At 59.3% G+C, this 18,837-nt stretch carries 18 protein-coding genes and 2 pseudogenes; 9 read left to right on the forward strand and 11 right to left on the reverse strand.

Annotated elements, in window-relative coordinates:
- Window positions 1-190: 190 nt before the first annotated feature.
- The gene (locus M5B99_RS24885; protein WP_248806545.1) at window positions 191-1,168 is read right to left on the reverse strand and encodes a hypothetical protein; all 978 of its coding nucleotides are present in this window, start codon (window positions 1,166-1,168) and stop codon (window positions 191-193) included.
- A 380-nt stretch (window positions 1,169-1,548) separates the two neighbouring features.
- Here M5B99_RS24885 and M5B99_RS24890 point away from each other — a divergent pair, with 380 nt between their 5' ends.
- Together M5B99_RS24890 and M5B99_RS24895 are read left to right on the forward strand one after the other, a co-directional pair.
- On the forward strand, window positions 1,549-1,788 hold the full coding sequence (locus M5B99_RS24890) for a hypothetical protein (protein WP_248806546.1): 240 nt from the start codon (window positions 1,549-1,551) through the stop codon (window positions 1,786-1,788).
- A gap of 109 nt (window positions 1,789-1,897) precedes the next feature.
- The gene (locus tag M5B99_RS24895) at window positions 1,898-2,467 is read left to right on the forward strand and encodes a recombinase family protein (RefSeq protein WP_248806547.1); all 570 of its coding nucleotides are present in this window, start codon (window positions 1,898-1,900) and stop codon (window positions 2,465-2,467) included.
- A gap of 254 nt (window positions 2,468-2,721) precedes the next feature.
- Here M5B99_RS24895 and M5B99_RS24900 read toward each other — a convergent pair whose 3' ends face one another.
- The 3 genes from M5B99_RS24900 to M5B99_RS24910 all read right to left on the reverse strand — a co-directional run bounded on the left by M5B99_RS24900 (window position 2,722) and on the right by M5B99_RS24910 (window position 5,405).
- Window positions 2,722-3,030 (reverse strand): Rap1a/Tai family immunity protein, encoded by a 309-nt coding sequence (locus M5B99_RS24900; RefSeq protein ID WP_248806548.1) that lies wholly within the window; start codon window positions 3,028-3,030, stop codon window positions 2,722-2,724.
- Window positions 3,031-3,316: 286 nt separating this feature from the next.
- Window positions 3,317-3,640 carry a hypothetical protein gene (locus M5B99_RS24905; protein ID WP_248806549.1) on the reverse strand — a complete coding sequence of 108 codons (324 nt, stop codon included), beginning with the start codon at window positions 3,638-3,640 and terminating at the stop codon, window positions 3,317-3,319.
- A gap of 142 nt (window positions 3,641-3,782) precedes the next feature.
- A complete protein-coding gene (locus M5B99_RS24910) occupies window positions 3,783-5,405 on the reverse strand; it encodes a recombinase family protein (RefSeq protein ID WP_248806550.1) in 1,623 nt (540 codons plus the stop codon).
- A 30-nt stretch (window positions 5,406-5,435) separates the two neighbouring features.
- Here M5B99_RS24910 and M5B99_RS24915 point away from each other — a divergent pair.
- Window positions 5,436-5,630: pseudogene (locus M5B99_RS24915) on the forward strand (FKBP-type peptidyl-prolyl cis-trans isomerase); the annotation flags it as partial.
- A 100-nt stretch (window positions 5,631-5,730) separates the two neighbouring features.
- Entirely contained in the window at window positions 5,731-6,570 is an 840-nt protein-coding gene (locus M5B99_RS24920; RefSeq protein ID WP_248806551.1) for an NAD-dependent protein deacetylase, read from the forward strand.
- Here the strand turns inward: M5B99_RS24920 and M5B99_RS24925 are convergent, their stop codons facing one another.
- Window positions 6,571-7,158 (reverse strand): hydrolase, encoded by a 588-nt coding sequence (locus tag M5B99_RS24925; protein ID WP_248806552.1) that lies wholly within the window; start codon window positions 7,156-7,158, stop codon window positions 6,571-6,573.
- Window positions 7,159-7,261: 103 nt separating this feature from the next.
- On the opposite strand from M5B99_RS24925, the gene M5B99_RS24930 reads away from it, so the two are divergent.
- Entirely contained in the window at window positions 7,262-7,876 is a 615-nt protein-coding gene (locus M5B99_RS24930; protein ID WP_248806553.1) for a TetR/AcrR family transcriptional regulator, read from the forward strand.
- Between the two features lie 63 nt (window positions 7,877-7,939).
- On the opposite strand, the gene M5B99_RS24935 is transcribed toward M5B99_RS24930, so the two are convergent.
- Window positions 7,940-8,641, reverse strand: a complete 702-nt coding sequence (locus M5B99_RS24935; protein WP_248806554.1) for a glutathione S-transferase N-terminal domain-containing protein — start codon at window positions 8,639-8,641, stop codon at window positions 7,940-7,942.
- A 159-nt stretch (window positions 8,642-8,800) separates the two neighbouring features.
- On the opposite strand from M5B99_RS24935, the gene M5B99_RS24940 reads away from it, so the two are divergent.
- Complete coding sequence (locus M5B99_RS24940; RefSeq protein ID WP_248806555.1) at window positions 8,801-9,025, forward strand: YgdI/YgdR family lipoprotein; 225 nt, start codon at window positions 8,801-8,803, stop codon at window positions 9,023-9,025.
- A 262-nt stretch (window positions 9,026-9,287) separates the two neighbouring features.
- Here the strand turns inward: M5B99_RS24940 and M5B99_RS24945 are convergent, their stop codons facing one another.
- From M5B99_RS24945 to lexA, 4 genes are read right to left on the reverse strand one after another with little or no spacing between them, the layout of a single operon-like run.
- Complete coding sequence (locus M5B99_RS24945; protein WP_248806556.1) at window positions 9,288-12,368, reverse strand: error-prone DNA polymerase; 3,081 nt, start codon at window positions 12,366-12,368, stop codon at window positions 9,288-9,290.
- On the reverse strand, window positions 12,365-13,783 hold the full coding sequence (locus M5B99_RS24950) for a Y-family DNA polymerase (protein WP_248806557.1): 1,419 nt from the start codon (window positions 13,781-13,783) through the stop codon (window positions 12,365-12,367). Before M5B99_RS24950 ends, M5B99_RS24945 begins: the two co-directional genes overlap by 4 nt.
- A gap of 7 nt (window positions 13,784-13,790) precedes the next feature.
- Entirely contained in the window at window positions 13,791-14,423 is a 633-nt protein-coding gene (imuA, locus tag M5B99_RS24955) for a translesion DNA synthesis-associated protein ImuA (protein ID WP_248806558.1), read from the reverse strand.
- Window positions 14,420-15,040 (reverse strand): transcriptional repressor LexA, encoded by a 621-nt coding sequence (lexA, locus tag M5B99_RS24960; protein WP_248806559.1) that lies wholly within the window; start codon window positions 15,038-15,040, stop codon window positions 14,420-14,422. Before lexA ends, imuA begins: the two co-directional genes overlap by 4 nt.
- A gap of 348 nt (window positions 15,041-15,388) precedes the next feature.
- On the opposite strand from lexA, the gene M5B99_RS24965 reads away from it, so the two are divergent.
- A complete protein-coding gene (locus tag M5B99_RS24965; protein WP_248806560.1) occupies window positions 15,389-15,646 on the forward strand; it encodes an Os1348 family NHLP clan protein in 258 nt (85 codons plus the stop codon).
- Between the two features lie 204 nt (window positions 15,647-15,850).
- Window positions 15,851-16,990 (forward strand): aKG-HExxH-type peptide beta-hydroxylase, encoded by a 1,140-nt coding sequence (locus M5B99_RS24970; protein WP_248806561.1) that lies wholly within the window; start codon window positions 15,851-15,853, stop codon window positions 16,988-16,990.
- Between the two features lie 21 nt (window positions 16,991-17,011).
- Here the strand turns inward: M5B99_RS24970 and M5B99_RS24975 are convergent.
- Window positions 17,012-17,368, reverse strand: a pseudogene (locus M5B99_RS24975) (succinylglutamate desuccinylase); the annotation flags it as partial.
- Window positions 17,369-17,510: 142 nt separating this feature from the next.
- On the opposite strand from M5B99_RS24975, the gene M5B99_RS24980 reads away from it, so the two are divergent.
- Window positions 17,511-18,707: an MFS transporter gene (locus tag M5B99_RS24980; protein WP_248806563.1), complete on the forward strand. Its 1,197-nt coding sequence runs from the start codon at window positions 17,511-17,513 to the stop codon at window positions 18,705-18,707.
- The last annotated feature ends 130 nt before the right edge of the window (window positions 18,708-18,837 follow it).

An 18,837-nucleotide genomic window follows, 5' to 3' on the forward strand; every position in this document is an offset into this window, starting at 1 on the left:
TATCCGCTAACCTTCAAGGCTATCGCCTCTTCTAAAGTACTCAGTTTAGAACTCCGTTCTGTGCTCAGTTTCAAGGTAGTGCAACCTGAGAGCTAGAGCCTGAAGTAGTAGTTGGAGAGTCAAATGCACGCCCCCCCATCAGGCTTCGCCCCTTCCTTGAGCTATGCACATGCCACAACTGTGCTCATAGTTACTTGACGGCACTAACCCTGCCAACCCAAAGACGAGTGCCACTTGAATTTCTTCCCGGCCGCCAGAACACTTCACCCTCAATCTCATTAGGAATTCTATAAACAATCTTGGTCTTCATGGTAATTAACGGATTTACACCTCTAAACCATATATTGTAACCCTCAAGCATTATTGGCTCGACAGTATCAAATACATAATCCTTTCCGTTGTAGTTGACAAGCAAACTACCCTCGGCAGGTAGCCTGGACTCTGTATCGAGGTTCTTGAATGAGGCATTTACAACAAAAAAGCGAGAGCCCTCCCAGGTTTTCGGCTCTACAAACGAATTCCCTGTACCAACTTTATTTGTAGCATATGCCTTATCTGTAGATATCTCGAAGTATCCTATTGCAGCTTTCTCAGGTCGAGCAAGAATGTAATCGACATATTTCTCAGTGTAATTTGCAAACCTACCCTTGCCTGCAGCGGCAGAAGCCATCATGCATATCGCGTAATTACCTCCCACCGTTACTTTCTCTGGCTGTATTTTATTTTTTTTACGAGCACGGAGGGCCGCCCCTGCATCCAGGGCGGCTTTATGACTATAGATATCATCACTATACAGCATAGAAAAATCCTTATGATATTTTCTATCTTTCAGCCTGTCATACCCGCCGACCAGAGAGGCACTGAATTCAATATTTTTTTCTTTAAATTCTTTCTGTAGAATTTTGGTTGCAGTGTTCCCGCCGGATACAAACATTAGCAAGTCCTCAGCAATCATAGGCTCAGTTTCTTTTTTAATTTCCGCTTGCACTGCTGAGTCATAGCCAGCTAAATACTTATCGCACCCTTCAGAAAGAAAGTATTTATCTTTAAAGTTCACTTGAAATGGATCTAGAGCCGTCTCATTTCCGCCGGGTTTATTTTTTGCTGAAACAGGTATCGATGTTACAGCCAATAATCCAACTGCCAGCACCAGAAATCTTATCTTCAATTTAGCTAGTCCAGTGATATTACATCACCACAGGCTAGCACAGCGCCATCAGGAGTTGAAGTAGACAACTATCAAATAACTCATACAAACCCATGATTTCTCACCCTAGTTCAATCTCCATAATGTTTTAGAACTTGGCTTGCCCCAGTATTTCCGGGGGTGTGGTATAGGCACTTGTTAAGATAGTTTCTGATTCTCATCAAAATGATTGTTTTATGACTAAAAGTACAAATTTAGTCACAAAACGCCAGATTGATCATCCCAACCCCTCCTTAAGTCTGCCAGACTGCACGTTAGTGCCAGAGAATGGCGAATTGACATCTATGCTGCCAGAGCTTTCACTCACATAGCCTCTATCGGCTATCTATAAGGAGTTGAGAATGTCTACCAGTACAGAAGAGTTACGTGAACTGCTGACCCGGATTCATAAAGGGCTCACCGACATAACAGGTGCGGATGTCCCTGTATTTGAACGGTTGTTGACTCTCCGGTGGGCCTACTTCGATGAGGAGGTACAAGACGGATACCAGGGAGCTTGCAGTACGAAGGAAGGTGATATTCAGATATTGACCGGCCCCTTGTATGAACAGGCCGACCTGGGCTCATCAAACGACCGTTAAACGATACCTTCCAGACAGGCGGTATCCAGCATCATAAAAATAGACTTCTTGATTTTGTGATACCTTGGTACACTGATACCACGTTAAACGATCCCAAGGAGTCACCCACATGTCCCGCACCTTCTTGTATTGTCGTGTCAGCACCTCCTCCCAGTTCACAGAGAACCAAGTGCAAGAAGTGAAGGCAGCAGGCTTTGATGTGCAGGCCAGCCGTGTAGTAGAGGAAACAATCTCAGGCAGCATTGCAGCCAAGGAACGGTCAGGCTTTCAGAAGCTGCTGGATAGGATGGAGTCAGGAGACGTATTGATCGTGACCAAGCTAGACCGTCTTGGCCGTAACGCTATGGATGTACGTCAGACAGTTGAGCATCTAGCAGCTACAGGCATCCGTGTGCACTGCCTTGCCCTTGGAGGGGTAGACCTGACCTCACCAGCAGGCAAAATGACCATGCAAGTGTTGAATGCTGTAGCAGAGTTTGAACGTGACCTGTTGATCGAACGTACACAAGCTGGTTTGGCCCGTGCAAAGTCTGAAGGTAAGAAACTTGGTCGTCCTGAAGCCACTGACACGACAGCCTCTGTGCAATGCTTGAAGTCACAGAACAAGACACAAGCACAGGTAGCGACAGAACTGAAGATCGGTATTGCCACTGTCAAACGTCATTGGAACAAGGCCTGAAACCTCTTGAGATCAACCCTGAGACACGTTGAGAAGATGTGTGTGGCATAGAGGTATTTACACGTAATTTCCTCTCACGCAGCTTCACGCAGCCTCTGAGAGTTATTTTAGAATCACTCGGCAACTGGAATGCCTACCCCGGACCGGACTCATCACCTACCGTGAAATTCATTATTTTCCAGCCAGATGGTCTGATCAGCTCGTTCAGTGCACTCTGTTCCTGGGCGGCGGATAGGGTTAGGAAAAAAGCTCAGTCATTTAGTGCAAGGGTAGGCATCTTTCATTGCAAGCCACACTAGACCGGTTTTGCCTTGATTAAGCTTCGCGGGATTGTCTTTCAGATACTTGACAACAACCCTCGCAAGTTGGCCGTTTGTAGCATCTCTCGGTACACAGAGCTTGGCTTGATTCTCTAAGTTTTCGCTGAAAAACGCTGTTGTACTCAAAACTCCTTCAATGAACCCGACACACATGCCAGCTTGGCCTCGGTCAAAATCTCTATCTCTGTCAGAGGCCTTGATGAATTGTTGGCACTGGGTTAGCAATGCGTTTCCATCAGCCATGGCCTGACTGCATCCCATTGCCACTACCAGTGTCACCGCTACCGCTGTCCCTGCTTTCATCATCGTGCCCCTGTTTGTGGTTGGCCGGTCATTGATTCGTCTCGTGTACGGTTCAAAATTGTGAATGTGCTGAAAGCCACATATTACGTGGGCTGTAGTCCATTTGCATTACCGTCGCAATATGGATAGACAGAGTGCTACGACGTCTATCCAGCTTGCACGGGTAAGCGAGAGCTTACGGGAGCACACTGTGGACGGGATACCCCGTGAACGGAGTTCACAAGAGTTAACCCTCTGACTCTTGATAGTACACAGCAGTAGAGCTTCGGTATTGCTTTAGGAATTTTTCGAGAAATTTTACTACACGGGTGTCGTCATTAATAAATTCGATTGCCTCGGCAATTACTTCTTCCCCCAAGCCTTCCAGTGACTCCTGTAGTGTCCCGCCCCAGTCATTGCAGACATCCTGCCAATGAATGTCGTCTTCTTCAGATATGCCGTAATTTTCATACAGCCATTTATACTCTTCTGTTTCACCTCCGAAACCGTTCTCTCCCCATACTCGCTCCATCTCTGCCAATACAGCATCAATCAACTGATCTCTTGTCATGACTCCTCCTTGAAGCTTTGGTCTAGACACTGCTTTTGCTGCACTGGGTTGATTCGGGCAGTACGCCACTACGTTCCTAAAAGACGTCTCCAGGTGATTGTAGCTGAGGAGCATGATCACGGTGTCGATCGTTTGTGGTAGGTCATTCGTACTGGAGACGAAGGTTTTCGTGGTCTTCCTCGTCCATCCACGATTCTCCCCCTACCTCGGCTGGTTCAATCGGATCGCACTTCTCTGTATCCAGCCGGTTGGCATCACGCTCTTTAAGAACAAGGATCAGTTTATCGCCTGCCATGAGCTTGTATTGGTTAGCACGTCGATCAACACCCGCATACCTATAGACGACATCAGAATGAGATGATGTAATCCGTCCATCTAGATTGACAGTAATTGAATAATCGACGGTACGTAGCATGGCAGCCAGTAGCTGTGGGTCGTCTCTTTCAAGGTCCGACACCTCTCCCTTCTCCCGCCAGTAATTCCCGATTGGTGTTGCCACGGTTGAGCGTAGGATGATTAGAGAATTCTCTGTTGCTTCACGTTCTGCCTTGGCCTTCTTGTAAGCTTCCATGAACTCAGGTTCTGCCCCAAGCTCTCTGATTGTCTTGGCAAGGTTATCGAACTGTCTGCTCAGCTCTAACAGCTTACCCTCTTGAACTGCTATCTCCTTTTCGTCTACGCCCATCTGTTGACGGGTCATTGCTTCATTGGCGGCCCTGGCTGATGTGTACCTATAAATCGCATCCATTACAGGCTTGGGCACGATATGGGAGTTATCACAGCCCTTCAGGTTCTGCCGGGTGCGGCAACGCATAGAGTGAGGCATGCCGTCTTTGTTCTGAATGATGTAGTTTTTCCCGCATGATCCGCACCGTACCAGTCCCACAAGGAAGTGCTTGGCTGTTTTCGCTGGTCGTTTTGTCTTCACGTCTTCAGCATGGGTCTGAGCCTTGTAGAACAGGGATGGCTCAATCACTTCAGGGTATATGGCATCGATGATCTGATGGTCAGGTGTCCCGGCCAGCGTTTCCCATTTGCCAATCACAGCCTTGTTCCGTAGCCAGCCTTCGACGGTCGGACCACTGCATTTAGCCAGACGCTCAACACCGGAATCACGCATTCGTTTGGCAATGGTGGCCTTGCCCATTCCTGAAACGTACAACTCGAATGCGGTTTTGATCCAAGGGACTATTTCATCACGTACCGTACCATCGCTGTTTAGCCATACAGGTGTAATACGTTCAGGGGTAACACCCTCCGTCCTAGCTTTGTCCCTACGCTTCGCATATGAGGCCGTCACTCGCCTTGAGAGAGTTTCTGAGTAGCCGTGTGCAGCCTGAATCTTTGCCACTAGTAGGAAGATTTGAGTACCACCTACAGATGCCTTGGTGTACTCGGTGCCATCGTCCAGTGTGATGATAGAGACGCCAGCCTTGAGGATCGGTGCAATGACCTGAGTCAGCATCTCCAGTGGTTCTAGGCGACCTGTACGGTCGAGAGCTTCTACAAGCACCACAGCACCGTCTTTGATAGCACCCTGCTCTACAGCAACGAGGAGCTTCCCGAATCCCCCACCTTTTTCGATGTGCTCCCCATGGAATCCACTCTTGCCTAGGTCTTTGAAGCTCAGTTTACTCAGTTCATAATCGTCTTCATTCTTCCTCATCCACTCAGCAATCATGCCTTCCTGTCGTTCTACGCTGGACCCATCCCGCTGACGGGCACTTGAAAATCGAACGTATGAGATTGCCTGCTTCTTTTGCATGTCGGTGCCCTGCCCTTGATGGTCGGTATGATACCAGTCATTAAGGGTTACATACGAAGAACATGGGATATCGGCCTGATGGGCATGAAGGTCGGCGGCAAGCGCCGACTGTGCGTGCCGGCGCACCTGGCCTATGGCGAACGCGGCATGGGCTCGCTCGTCGCACCGGGCGCCGACCTGACCTTTGAAATCGAGTTGCTGGAAGTGCTGACGCGGGACGATTGAGCCCTCCTGCGTCTATCCTTGAGTATCGATCACGGCGATTCGTACCAAGGCGAGCGCCGATCGTCGCCGCATCAGCCACTCGTTCACCGGAGATATTCCCATGCCCGACCCGCAGGTCAGCGCGGCCCTGGAAACGCTCTTGCCACTGATGACCGAACAGCCCTTTCTGGTGCTCACGGGTGCCGGTATCAGCACCTCCTCCGGCATCCCGGATTACCGCGACCGCGAAGGTGTGCGCCGGGGCAAACCACCGATGATGATCCAGGAATTCCTCGGTTCACCCCAGGCCCGACGCCGCTACTGGGCCAGGGCCATGCTTGGTTGGCCACGGGTGCGCATGGCCCGGCCGAACGCCGCCCACCGGGCATTGGCCAGCCTGCAGGCGCGACACCACCTCAGCGGCCTGATCACCCAGAACGTCGACACCTTGCATGAGCAGGCCGGCAGTCACAATGTGATCGAACTGCATGGCAGCCTGCACAAAGTCCTGTGCCTGGATTGCGGCGCCCGTCTGGAGCGCGATTCCGTCCAGCTCACCCTGGAGACACAGAACCCTTATCTCGCCGGGGTCGAGGCGGTCCAGGCACCGGACGGCGACACCCTGTTGGACAGCGCCTTCGAGTCGCGCTTTCAAGTGCCCCGCTGCCCGCAGTGCGATGGCGAGCGCTTGAAACCCGACGTGGTGTTCTTCGGCGAAAATGTCGCCCCGCTCACCGCCGCCAGGGCCCTGACCTGCGCCGAACAGGCGGCGGGGTTGCTGGTGATCGGGTCGTCGCTGATGGCCTATTCGGCCTTTCGCCTGTGCAAGTTGATGGCCGAACACGGCAAGCCGTTGATCGCCATCAACCTGGGCAAGACCCGCGCCGATGAGTTACTGGACTTCAAGTTCGAAGCCTCATGCGAACAGTTGCTGCCGCTGCTGGCCGAGCACCTCGGCTGATCAGCAACGGATCGGCAGCGCCTCGATCAGCGCCTGGGTCGAGCGGACCCGGGCAATGCGCGGCATGACCTTCTCCATGGAGAAGCGATGGGTGTCCTCCCCAAGGCCCGCACAAGCGTCCTCGGCCACCACCACGGCGTAGTTGTGGTGCCAAGCGTCGCGGGCGGTGGACTCAACGCCGGAGTTGCTGGCAATGCCGCAGACGATCACCGTGGTAATCCCGCGACGACGTAATTGCAGGTCCAGTTCGGTGCCGTAGAAGGCGCTCCAGCTATGCTTGGTGATCTGCACCGGGGCGTTCAAGGCAGCGATCACAGGGCTCAGTAGCGCCCAATCTTCCGGCAAACCACCCGGCGGCACGGCCATGGGTATATCCACCGGCTGGTTGAGTTTGTCGGCGTAGTCGCTGGCGAAGCCCACACGCACGACGACTACCAGGCCGCCCGCCTGGGTCAGGTGTGCACCGAGCCGCGCCGCCCGTTCGGCGACCGCCTCCGGAGCATGGGGCGCAACCGGCATGGCCATGATCCCCTGCTGCAGGTCGATGATCACAAGAGCACAGGTACGAGGATCGAGCGTAAGCGACATGATGATCTCCTGGTCGACAGGTGTCGGCTTGCGCAACCTGGCAAGCGCGAACGGCGAAGCTGCGGTTAGAATATGAGGACAGCCTCACAATCAGGATATGAGGATGCCCTCACAAACTTCAAGTAAAAAAAATGTCAGCATCCACACGCCACGGCTGGAGCGCGGCAAGCAGCGCGTGGCCGAGTTGATGGCGGCCGCCGCCCGGGTCTTTGCCGAACACGGTTATGACGCGGCGACCATGACCGAAGTGGCCGCCCTGGCCCAGGCGTCGATTGGTTCGCTGTACCAATACTTTCCCACCAAGGCACTGCTGGCCCAGGCCCTGCACGGCGCGCAGCTGGAGGTGCTGCGGGGTCGCCTGGAAAGCCTGGCGCAGCAGGCGTCCGGCCTGAGCCCGCGTCAGCTGGCCGAGCGGATACTGGAGGAGTTGTCATTCTTCCTGGAGGAAAATCCGGCGTTCATCGCCTTGGCCGAACGGCGCGATATCGACAAGAAAACCAAGGCCGCGACGCGCTCGGGCCTGCTGTCGCTGCTAACCGGGCTGCTGGCCCAGGCGCAACCGCCGCTGCCGGCCGAGCGCCATGCACTGACGGCGGTGATGCTGCTGGAGCTGATGAAAATCGCCGTATCGCTCAAAGCCCACGAGTCCGCCGAAATCGCCGAGGGCGTCGTCCGGACATTCAAGAGCCTGCTGGGCCAGCATCTGGACTCGCTGTAGGAACTGCCGAGACCGCCTGGGTCCACCTTCGGCAGTTCCATTGAGTCCCCCTGCGCGTTCTTCTTATGCCGATGGAATGCTCAGGCCCCTGATCACCGCCGGGCGTGCCACGAACTGCGCCAGGGCGCGGAGCACATGAGGGAAATCCTTGATGCCCACCAGGTCGCCGGCTTCATAGAAACCGATCAGGTTGCGGATCCAAGGGAAGGTGGCGATGTCGGCGATGCCGTAGTCGTCACCCATGATCCAGCGGCGGCTTTCCAGACGCTGATCCAGCACCCCCAGCAGGCGCTTGCTCTCGGCGACGTAACGGTCGCGCGGGCGCTTGTCCTCGTAGTCCTTACCGGCGAATTTGTGGAAGAAACCGAGCTGGCCGAACATCGGCCCGATACCGCCCATCTGGAACATCACCCACTGGATGGTTTCATAACGCCGGGCCAGGTCCTTGGACATGAAGCGCCCGGTTTTCTCGGCGAGGTAGATCAGGATCGCCCCGGACTCGAACAATGGCAGCGGCTGGCCGTCGGGACCGTTGGGATCGATGATGGCCGGGATCTTGTTGTTGGGGTTCAACGCCATGAATTCCGGCGTCAGTTGGTCATTGGTGGCGAAACTGACCAGGTGCGTTTCATACGGCAGGCCCAGTTCTTCGAGCAGGATCGAGACCTTGACGCCGTTGGGCGTAGGCAACGAATAGAGCTGGAGACGGTCTGGATGTTGTGCAGGCCATTTATGCGTGATGGTGAACTCGGAAAGATCAGTCATGGAAAGCTTCCAGCAAGCGGTAGGGAATGCGGCAACGGGTCAGGACCTTCCCCCCGTCAGGGCGCTGATTATAGGCACAGCCCATGGCCGTGCCTGTAGCGTCGGGCCTGACATTTTTTTGCGCCATAAGCCGTCAATCACTGAAACAGAGAGGGCATCATGTATCTGAAAATTCTCAGCCTGCCATTACTGGCAGCTGCGTTACTGACCTTGGCGGGCTGCTCCACGCCCACCGTGGTGACCTTGCAGAACGGTACCCAGTACCTGACCAAGGACGCCCCTCAAACCCACTCAGCCGATGGTTTCTATGAGTTCAAGGATATTTCCGGCAAGCAGGTGCGAGTCAAGGCGTCCGATGTGGCGACGGTCAAGCCGAAGGATTGACATTGAGGGCAGGGTTTGGTCGTAGACATCGGGTGGTCTTGAGGGCCTCTTCGCGGGCAAGCTCCGCTCCCACATTGGATTTGCGTCGTGCACAAGATTCAGGTCCGACGCGGACATTGTGGGAGCGGAGCTTGCCCGCGAAGGGGCCGGCACGCTCCCACATTGGATCTCCATCGTGCACAAGATTCAGGTCCGACGTAAACATTGTGGGAGCGGAGCTTGCCCGCGAAGGGGCCGGCACAGACGCCCCATTATCCAGACCTCAGCGAAAATCCCGGCTGCGCACGGTGATATCCGCCAGCATCGAGCCCAGGTCGCTCAGGCGCCCGGCAATCACATGCCGGACATCGCCTTCGGTTTCCAGGCGCCCGTCCACCTTCAACAACTGCGCGCCCACCAGAACCTGCCGTTGCCGCTCGGCCAAGTCGCGCCAAACCACCACGCTGACGTTGCCGAATTCGTCCTCCAGGGTGACAAAGGTCACCCCGCTGGCCGTGCCCGGCCGTTGGCGCCCGGTGACCAGGCCGACAATGCTCACCGGCCGCCCGTGCTCAACCGCCAACAGTTCCCGCGAGCTGCGACAGCGTAAAGCCTTCAATTGCCCGCGCAACAACGCCAGCGGGTGCGGCCCCAAGGTCGTGCCAAGACTGGCGTAATCCGCTTGCAGATCCTCGCCGACACTCGGCCGCGGCAAAGCCACCGGTGCCTCGGTTGCCCTCGACAGCCCGGCGAACAGCCCAAGCTGCGCCTCGACCCCGGCCACTTCCCAACGCGCCTGGTAGCGGTCGCCCGCCAAGCCCTGCAAGGCACCGGCATCGGCCAGCAGCTCCTGGGCCCGGGTATCGAGCCCTGCCCGCTCACCGAGGTCGGCGATATCCTCGAAGTCCCCGGCCTTGCGTGCCATTTCGATCCGTTGCGCATCCTCTTCGCGAAACCCACGAATCATCCGCAAGCCCAGGCGCAGCGCCGGTTGCGGACCATCGGTCGGTTCCAGGCTGCAATCCCAAGCACTGGCCCGCACATCCACCGGGCGGATCTGCAAGTGGTGACGCCGGGCATCCTGAAGGATCTGGTCCGGGCTGTAGAAGCCCATCGGCCAGCTGTTGATCAGCGCACAGGCGAATGCCGCCGGCTCATGGCACTTCAGCCAGCAACTGGCGTAGGTCAGCAAGGCAAAGCTGGCAGCATGGGATTCGGGAAACCCGTAGCTGCCGAAGCCCTTGATCTGCTCGAAGATCTGCGCGGCGAACTCCGGTGCATAGCCGTTTTTCGCCATGCCTTCGGCCAGCCGCAGACGGTGCGGCTCAAGCCCACCGTGGCGCTTCCAGGCAGCCATGGAACGGCGCAACTGATCGGCCTCGCCCGGGGTGTAGTCCGCCGCCACCACGGCAATCTGCATGACCTGTTCCTGGAACAGCGGCACGCCGAGGGTGCGCTTGAGGACCTCTTCCAGTTCCGGCGATGGATAGGTCTCGGGCTCCTCCTTGTTCCTCCGGCGCAGATACGGATGCACCATGCCGCCCTGGATCGGCCCCGGCCGGACAATCGCCACCTCGATCACCAGGTCGTAGAAATTTTTCGGTTTGAGCCGTGGCAACATCGACATCTGCGCCCGCGACTCGATCTGGAACACGCCGATGGTGTCGGCCCGGCCGATCATCGCGTAGGTCGGCTCATCGTCCGGTGGCAAGCTCGCCAGGGTCCAGCGCGGCCCGCCGCGATACTGCTGCACCAGGTCGAAACAGCGCCGTAGCGCGCTGAGCATGCCCAGGGCCAGGACATCGACCTTGAGCAAGCCGACCTTGTCCAGGTCGTCCTTGTCCCACTGGATGATGGTGCGCTCGGCCATGGCCGCGTTCTCCACCGGGACCAGGGTGTCCAGCGGCTGCTCGGAAATCACGAATCCGCCCGGATGCTGGGACAGGTGCCGGGGAAAACCGATCAGTTGCCGGGTCAGGCCGAGTACTCGCCGCAATACCGGGCTGTCGGGATCGAAGCCGCTTTCGCGCAAGCGTTCCGGCGCCGGCGGCTCATCGCTCCAGTGGCCACAGGCGTCGGCCAGGGCATTGATCTGATCCGGCGGCAGGCCCAACGCCTTGGCCACATCCCGTACCGCCCCCGCGCCATGGTAGGTGCTGACTACCGCCGTCAAGGCCGCCCGGTTCCGGCCATAACGCCGGAACACGTATTGCAACACCTCTTCGCGACGATCGTGCTCGAAGTCGACATCGATATCCGGCGGCTCGTTGCGCTCGCGGGAGAGGAAGCGCTCGAACAGCATATTGGTGCGATCCGGGTTCAGCTCAGTGACCCCCAGGGCATAACACACCACCGAGTTCGCCGCTGAACCACGCCCCTGGCAGAGAATGCCCTGCTTGCGGGCGAAGTCGACGATATCCTGCACCGTCAGGAAATAACTGTCGTATTCCAGCTCGGCGATCAATGCCAGCTCTTTTTCGATAAGGTCCCGGACCCGAAGGCTGATCCCTTCGGGCCATCTCCGGCGAACGCCCTCTTCTGTCAGGTGACGCAGCCAGGACGTCGGGGTCTGCCCTTGCGGCACCAGTTCACGGGGATACTGGTAGCGCAGTTGACCGAGATCGAAGCTACAACGCCGGGCAATGACCTGGGTTTCGGCGAGCAAGGCCGCCGGATAGATCCCGCGCAAGGCCTCGAGACTGCGCAGATGCCGCTCGCCATTGGCATGCAACTGTTGCCCGGCATCGGCCACCCGGGTGTGCAGGCGTATGGCGGTGAGGGTGTCTTGCAGGGCACGGCGCGCCCGCACATGCATGTGCACATCGCCGCTGGCCACGGCGGGAATCGCCAGTTCGCCGGCCAGGGCCAGCAAGCGCGCCAAACGCCGCTCATCGTCCTGGCCGCAATGCAGTTCCACGGCCAGCCACAGGCGTTCGGGAAAACGCTCGCGCAACCAGCGGCCCTCGGCGTCGCTAATGACCTGTCCAGGTAGCCACAGCGCCAGCAACCCCGGCAGCGCCTGTGCAAAGTCCGTCCGCAACACTTGATAACGGCCCTTTTCCGCACGCCGCCGGGCCTGGGTGATCAGTCGGCAAAGACTCTGGTAGCCCGCCAGGTTTTCTACCAGCAACACTATCCGCGGTCCATTCTCAACCTGCATTTCACTGCCGATGATCAATGGCAGGCCGCTCTCCTGCCCGGCCTGCCAGGCTCGGACAATCCCCGCCAGGGTACATTCGTCAGTGATCGCCAGGGCTTGATAGCCCTGCTCCCTGGCCCGTTCGAACAACTCCCGGGCGCTGGAAGCCCCGCGTTGGAAACTGAAATTCGACAGGCAATGCAACTCGGCATAGTCGACGCTCATGCGAACCAGCCCTGCAGCAGCAAGGGGCCGCTTTCTCCCACTGTGCGATAGGCCCAGGCATGACGGCCGGCGCGGGTCTCGATCAGGTAATAGTCGCGGCGCACATCCGCGCCGTCCCACCAGCCCGACTCGATCCGCTCCGGCCCCAGCAGGACCCGCGCCGCCTGCTCGGGCAGTGGCAACGGCGCCTTGAGCAGCCAACCGGGCCGCAACGGGCCGGCGGCAGCCAGCGGCTCGGCTGTCTTTGCCGGGAGCGGCTGCCAGGCGCATTCGGGGCGGTGATCGGCCTGGAAACGCAGCCCCTGCACCGCGTCATCCCCCAACCGGGCACGCAGGCGTTCGCGCAGTTGCTCCCAGGGCAAGGACTGTTGCGGGCGCTCCTCGAAGAGTTCGCGGTGCTGCGGGACAAAGGCCGGCAGGTCCTCGGCCTCCAGGCGAAAACCACGCACCGCCGACTCGACCTGGACCTGCTCCAGCCGCCCGCGGGCCAGTTCGAAGAGCATCGAAGGATCGCGCTCGGCACTCAGCAGGCCGACCTTGATCCGTGTGTCCGCGCCCCCGGCATGTTCGAGGATCAGCTCGAAACGCTGCACACCGCTGTCGCGCCCGCAGAGAAACGCCGCCAGGTCCCCGGTCAGGCGGCGCAAGGGAAACAGCAAGGCCTGGTTCGAGGTCACGTCGAAATTCAGCTCGATCCGCGCCGCGAAGCGATCCGGCGGCAGATAGAACGCCAGGGCCAGCGGCCGCTCACCGAGCAAGCTGTCGAGGTGCTTGAGCAATGACGCCTCGAAGCGCCGCGCCAGACTATGCCGGGGCAAGGCCAGCACTTGCTCCAGGGTTCGCAGGCCCATGCGCGACAACGCCGTGGCCACCTCATTTTCCAAACCGACCCGGTCGATCGGCATCTGCCCCAAGGCCTGTCGCAAGGACCCGTTGTCCGCCAGGGCCAGGCCGTCGTAGGCATTGGCCAGGACCCGGGCCGCCGCCGGGTTGGGCGCAGCGACAATCCGGTGACGAAAGCCCAGGCCGGTCAGTTCTTCGCGCAAACGCGCCTCCAACTGCGGCCAGGGCCCGAACAGGCCCAGGCTGGATTCGATCTCGAACAGTAAAGCCCGCGGATAACGCAGGCTGACCTGGGAGCTGAAGCGGTAGGCCCAGGCGGCGAGAAACTGTTGCCACTGCTCGATTTCGACGGGATCGTATTCGGCACTGGCAAAGGCCTTGGTCAAGGCATGGGCGGCGGTCAGCGATTGCCCGGGACGCAGGCCCAAGGCCCGGGCCGACGCGTTCACCGCCTGCACCACGCGGCGTTGCGGCGAGCCCGTCAGCAGCGCCAGCGGCGCTTCAGGCTCAGGGGTTCGCCGCAGCACTCCGTCCAAGGCCAATTGCGGAAAAACAATGCAGACCCAACGCATACCCGCCTCAATGCCCGGTGCTGAAGGCAATCGGTGCCGAGTGGGCCAACCCGCCCCGGCACTTGAGCACCCGCAACTGCGCGGGGCGACCCTCGACGGCAATCCGCAGGGCCGCCGGCGAGGGGTTGATCGCCTCCGCCAGCGAGCGGTAGGCGAAGGCCAGGGTCTGACCGGTTTCCGCCGCTACCTGCAAGCGCCGCAAGGCCCGGTCATCGGCCTGTTGCGGCCAGCACAACACCGCGCCGCAACTGCCGGAACGCAGACACTGTTCGGCCGCCCACAAGGCATCCCGCGGTGCCGCCTGGATCACCGCCAACTGCCGCAGGTCCACCCCCGCGCTCAACCACGCCTGGGGATAGGGCACATGGGGGGGCGCCACCAGGACAATCCGCTCGCCCCGGGCCGATAACCGCGCCAGGGTCGGCCAGACCAGTTGCAACTCGCCGACACCCTCCCCGGCAATCAGGATTTCCGTCAGTGCTGCCGATGGCCAGCCCCCTCCGGGCAAGGCCGCGTCGAGGGCTCCATGGCCGCTGGGCTGACGATCGGACGGCGGTTCGGCCAGCGGCGCGACCGCCCGGCCTTTCCATACCCGGCGCTCGTCGAGCAGTGTATCCAGGGCCACCATCGCGCCCCTCATGCCGGCCGTACCAGACCGCAGAACACGCCTTCGATGGTCAGTTCCTGATGCTCGGGATCGACAACGATAGGTTCATAGGCCGGGTTGCGCGGCAGCAGGCGGATGCCCGTGGCCGTATGCTCGAAACGCTTGATGGTGACCTCGCCCTCCAGCCGGGCCACGACGATCTGGCCGTTGCGCACCTCCCCCGTGCGGCGCACCGCCACCAGGTCACCGTCGAGAATGCCATCGCCGATCATCGAGTCGCCCTGCACCTGCAGCAGGTAATCCGGTGCACGGGAAAACAGTGCGGGATCGAGCAGCAAGCGGCGATGCTCCTGGGCATCGACATCGATCGGCCGGCCGGCCGCGACCCGGCCCAGCAGCGGGATATCCAGCAACGCGGCCCGCGGCGCCTGGTCGAGCAGGCGGATGCCCCGCGCCTGATGGGCATTGACCTCGATAAAACCGCCCTCGGCCAGGGCCACCACGTGCTTGCGCGCCACGCTGCGGGAGGCGAAACCAAAGGCCTCGGCGATCTCGGCAAGGCTCGGAGGCTGACCGTTACGCACGATGCGCTCGCGGATAAAGGTCAGGATGGCGGAACGGCGGGGGCTTAAAGTCGTCATGGAGTACATTTGTACTCCTGTGGGATTTTCCTGACAAGAGCCGTCAGTCGAGACACGGGCCTGTGCGCCATGGTCCGGTAACGGCGAATGGCCAGGCCAGAACAACAGAATGGATATCCGCCTTCAGTGCATGAATATGACTACAGAACCATCCTACTTATAAAACATTGAAAACTCTTTCAATAAAGCCCCTCCATATCAGGCGCATACTCGACTTTTTAAAACTTCCGTAAAATCAATAATTCCACATTGAAAAACACAAGCTTCTTGCTATATTCACTCGAGCACTTCCCCCCTTGAAAACAGCCCTTGGACTGCTTCGCTTATAAAAGTTTCAACCGTTATCCGGAGACCACCATGCCCCATTCCAATACCCACCACCCGGAACGTCTCGCTGTCCTTCTGGGGCTCGCGATAAGGGACGAGTCATTCGCCACCGAGTTGCAGACGAATCCAACCAGTACCGCCAAGGACCTGGGCATGACCCTGCGTATCGACGAGGTAGTGGCGCTCAAGGGCCTGGACCTTGCCCACCTGACCACGGCCGCGAAAGCCCTGCGCCGCCCGCTCGCGGCCCATGCTGGCTTCGATCAGCAACAGGTTCGAACGGATTGAATCGCGACGGGTGTCCGTGATCCATCACAGGGATGTCCATCACGAAGTTCTTGTTACATCCCATTGAATTAACGCCTGACAAACAGTTATTGAGTTTCACTGTCAACCGAACACTGCCAACTCTTTAAATCCCGGCCTTTCTCTTTCTTGAAAGAGGGTTATCGCGCGCTCGTCATTCATCGAGTTACCTCCGAGGACAACGACATGACCACCCGACTGCATTCCCAACTCGACGACCTTTTCCAGTACAACACGTTTTTACCCGACGCCACCCCGGACCGCTTTCACCGTTTGCTCGATCGGCTCAGCCTGCAGCGCTACAGCACCTTCGCCGCGCTCTATGCCGAATGCTTCCAACGCCTGGAAGGCAGCCTCCGACTCAATCCGTTTTTTTCCAGCGCGACAAACCTGATCCTGCTGCCGGTCTCCCAGCGCCGCCTGATCATCAACGACCCGGTGTTCCAGATCTGGATGGCCCTGGCGTTCCAGCATGCCAATGCGGTCCTGACCGACTTGACGCAGGACACCGCGTCCTTGCAGGACATGCTCCTGGAGTTGCCGGCGGTCCTGCAACGCATCACCCAGACCGCGGTCGATCACAAGTACTCGAACCATCCACCGATCCGGCGCTTCAACGTCGATCCGCTGATCGCCGCCGCGACACCGCCCAGCTATGAGTTCCCCGAAGACGAAAGCACCCGCAGGCACCTGGAGCGCAGCGGTTACTCCATCCACTTCTTCCGCGACGTGGTCAGCGTCGCCCTGTCACGCATCGCCAATACCTGGCCGGCCTGCTACGAGCAATTCCGGCATCTGGTCAAGCTGATCTGCTACCTGCCCGACGGGACCTTCCGCAGCTGCTCGGCAGCGCGCTATACCGGCACTATCCTGCTCTCGGCCAAGGATCACTCGATCCTAGATATCGAGGAGTCGCTGGTCCATGAGACCACCCACCAACTGCTGTACAGCCTGGTCGAAGTCTGCCCGATCATCGACGAACAGCGCGCCGGGGAACGCCTGTTCAGCCTGCCCTGGTCCGGTCTGCAACGGGATCTCCAGGGTTATCTCCATGCCTTTTTCGCCGCGCTTGCCCAGGTCAAATACCTGGAACGCGTGCGTCAGCGCCCGGCCGTGGAAATGCAGCGGGCCGAAGAACGGATGCTCGGTATCCTGCGTGGGCTGATCAAGGCCCTGCCGGAGCTCGAGGCCTGCGACGATTTCTCGCCGCGTGGGCGCACCTTCCTGGACAATCTCGCCCAGGAGGTGCATGCCCTGCACAATCGCCATGCCGGCCTGCTGAGCCGCTCGAGCGCGACGGCGGGCAGCCTGGGCATGGCCGTGTAGGAGCCACCGGTGGCGGGAGGCCTAGTTGGGATCGAGCAAACCTCCCGTCCAGTTGTGCGACCCCCGGCTACCGGTGAATTTCGCCACCACCGAGCCTTGCGCTATCAGCCTGTCCCGGTGGCGGGTAACCAGCCGACCGGCCTGGGCCGCGTGCAGGACCACCTCGGAAGAGGCATCCCCGGGACGCCCCACGATCCGCGCAAAACGCTGCCCTTGCGCGACAAAGTCGCCCAGCTCTTTCTCGAAGACCAGGACCCCGGGCCGGGGCGCGAGCATCGTCTCCATATGCCCCATTTCCACCGTCTGCACCGGCCAATCCACCAGCAACGGCGCCTCGTCGATCACCCCGACGGTACACAGCCAGGCATACAAGCCGGCTTGCTGGCGATGGCGGTCGGACAGTCACCACAGAAACCTCTGGACAATCAACCAGGCTGATATCGACTATGCCTGTGACCCTCTTACACCGTCGTCCGCCAATCTCTAGACTCGCTTTCCGTCCGTTCCAGAGCCTTCGCCGATGAATAACCACCCCGCCCCCGTGATGACCCGCGCCCTGGTGATGCTGTTCGCCTTCTGTTGCGGTGCCATCGTGGCCAATATCTACTACGCCCAGCCGATCATTGAACTGATCGCGCCGGACCTCGGTATTTCCGCCCACAGCGCCAGCCTGATCGTGTCCCTGACCCAGATCGGCTACGCCCTGGGCCTGTTCTTCCTGGTGCCGCTGGGCGACCTGCTGGAAAACCGCAAGCTGATGATCGGCACCGCGCTGGTCGCGGTGATCAGCCTGGTGGCCGCCGGCCTGGCCCGCCAGCCCGGGGTGTTCCTGGTGGTGTCGCTGCTGATCGGCTTCAGTTCGGTGTCGGTACAGATTCTGATTCCCCTGGCCGCGCACCTGGCTCCCGAAGAATCACGCGGACGCGTGGTCGGCGGGATCATGGGCGGCCTGTTGCTGGGCATCCTGTTGGCGCGACCGTTGTCCAGCGTGGTCGCCGACCATTTCGGCTGGCGCACGGTGTTTATCGCCGCTGCCGTGCTGATGCTGCTCATCATGCTGGTGATCCTCACTACCATGCCCAAGCGTCAGCCCAGCCACAGCGCTACCTACGGGCAACTGCTGGGGTCGCTGGGAAAACTGTTCCGTGACCAGCCGGTACTACGCCAGCGCGCCTGGTACCAGGGCCTGATGTTCGCCACCTTCAGCCTGTTCTGGACCGCCGTGCCGCTGGAGCTGTCGCGGGTGCAGGGTTTGTCGCAGTCGGAGATCGCCTTGTTCGCCCTGGTCGGGGCGATGGGTGCCCTGGCGGCGCCAATGGCTGGTCGACTGGCGGATGCCGGGCATACGCACCGGGCCTCCTGGCTGGCGATGCTGCTGGCAACCCTGAGCTTTGCACCGGCGCTGATTCATCCGGCCTACAGTGTGATCGGCCTGGCCGTGACCGGCGTGCTGCTGGACTTCGCGGTGCAGATGAACATGGTGCTCGGGCAACGCTCCGTCTATGCCCTCGATGCCGCCAGCCGGGGTCGCCTGAATGCCTTGTATATGACCAGCATCTTCATCGGCGGCGCCACTGGCTCGGCCTTGGCCAGCGTGCTGTATGAGCAAGGCGGGTGGCTGGCGATCATGGCGCTGGGCAGTGCGATGCCGCTAGTGGCGTTGCTGAGTTTCCTGATGGTTGCGAGCCGTCGGAAGCGGCAGATGGCGGTGGCATAACGGATGCTTGAGGTCTGCCGGCATCTCTAGCGGCTTCAGGGGCCTCTTCGCGGGCAAGCTCCGCTCCCACAGGTTGCGGCGCACACAGAACTTGTGGTTACCCCAATCCACTGTGGAAGCTGTGTTCCCA

Source organism: Pseudomonas sp. MWU13-2100 (genome assembly GCF_023242365.1).
GTDB lineage: Bacteria > Pseudomonadota > Gammaproteobacteria > Pseudomonadales > Pseudomonadaceae > Aquipseudomonas.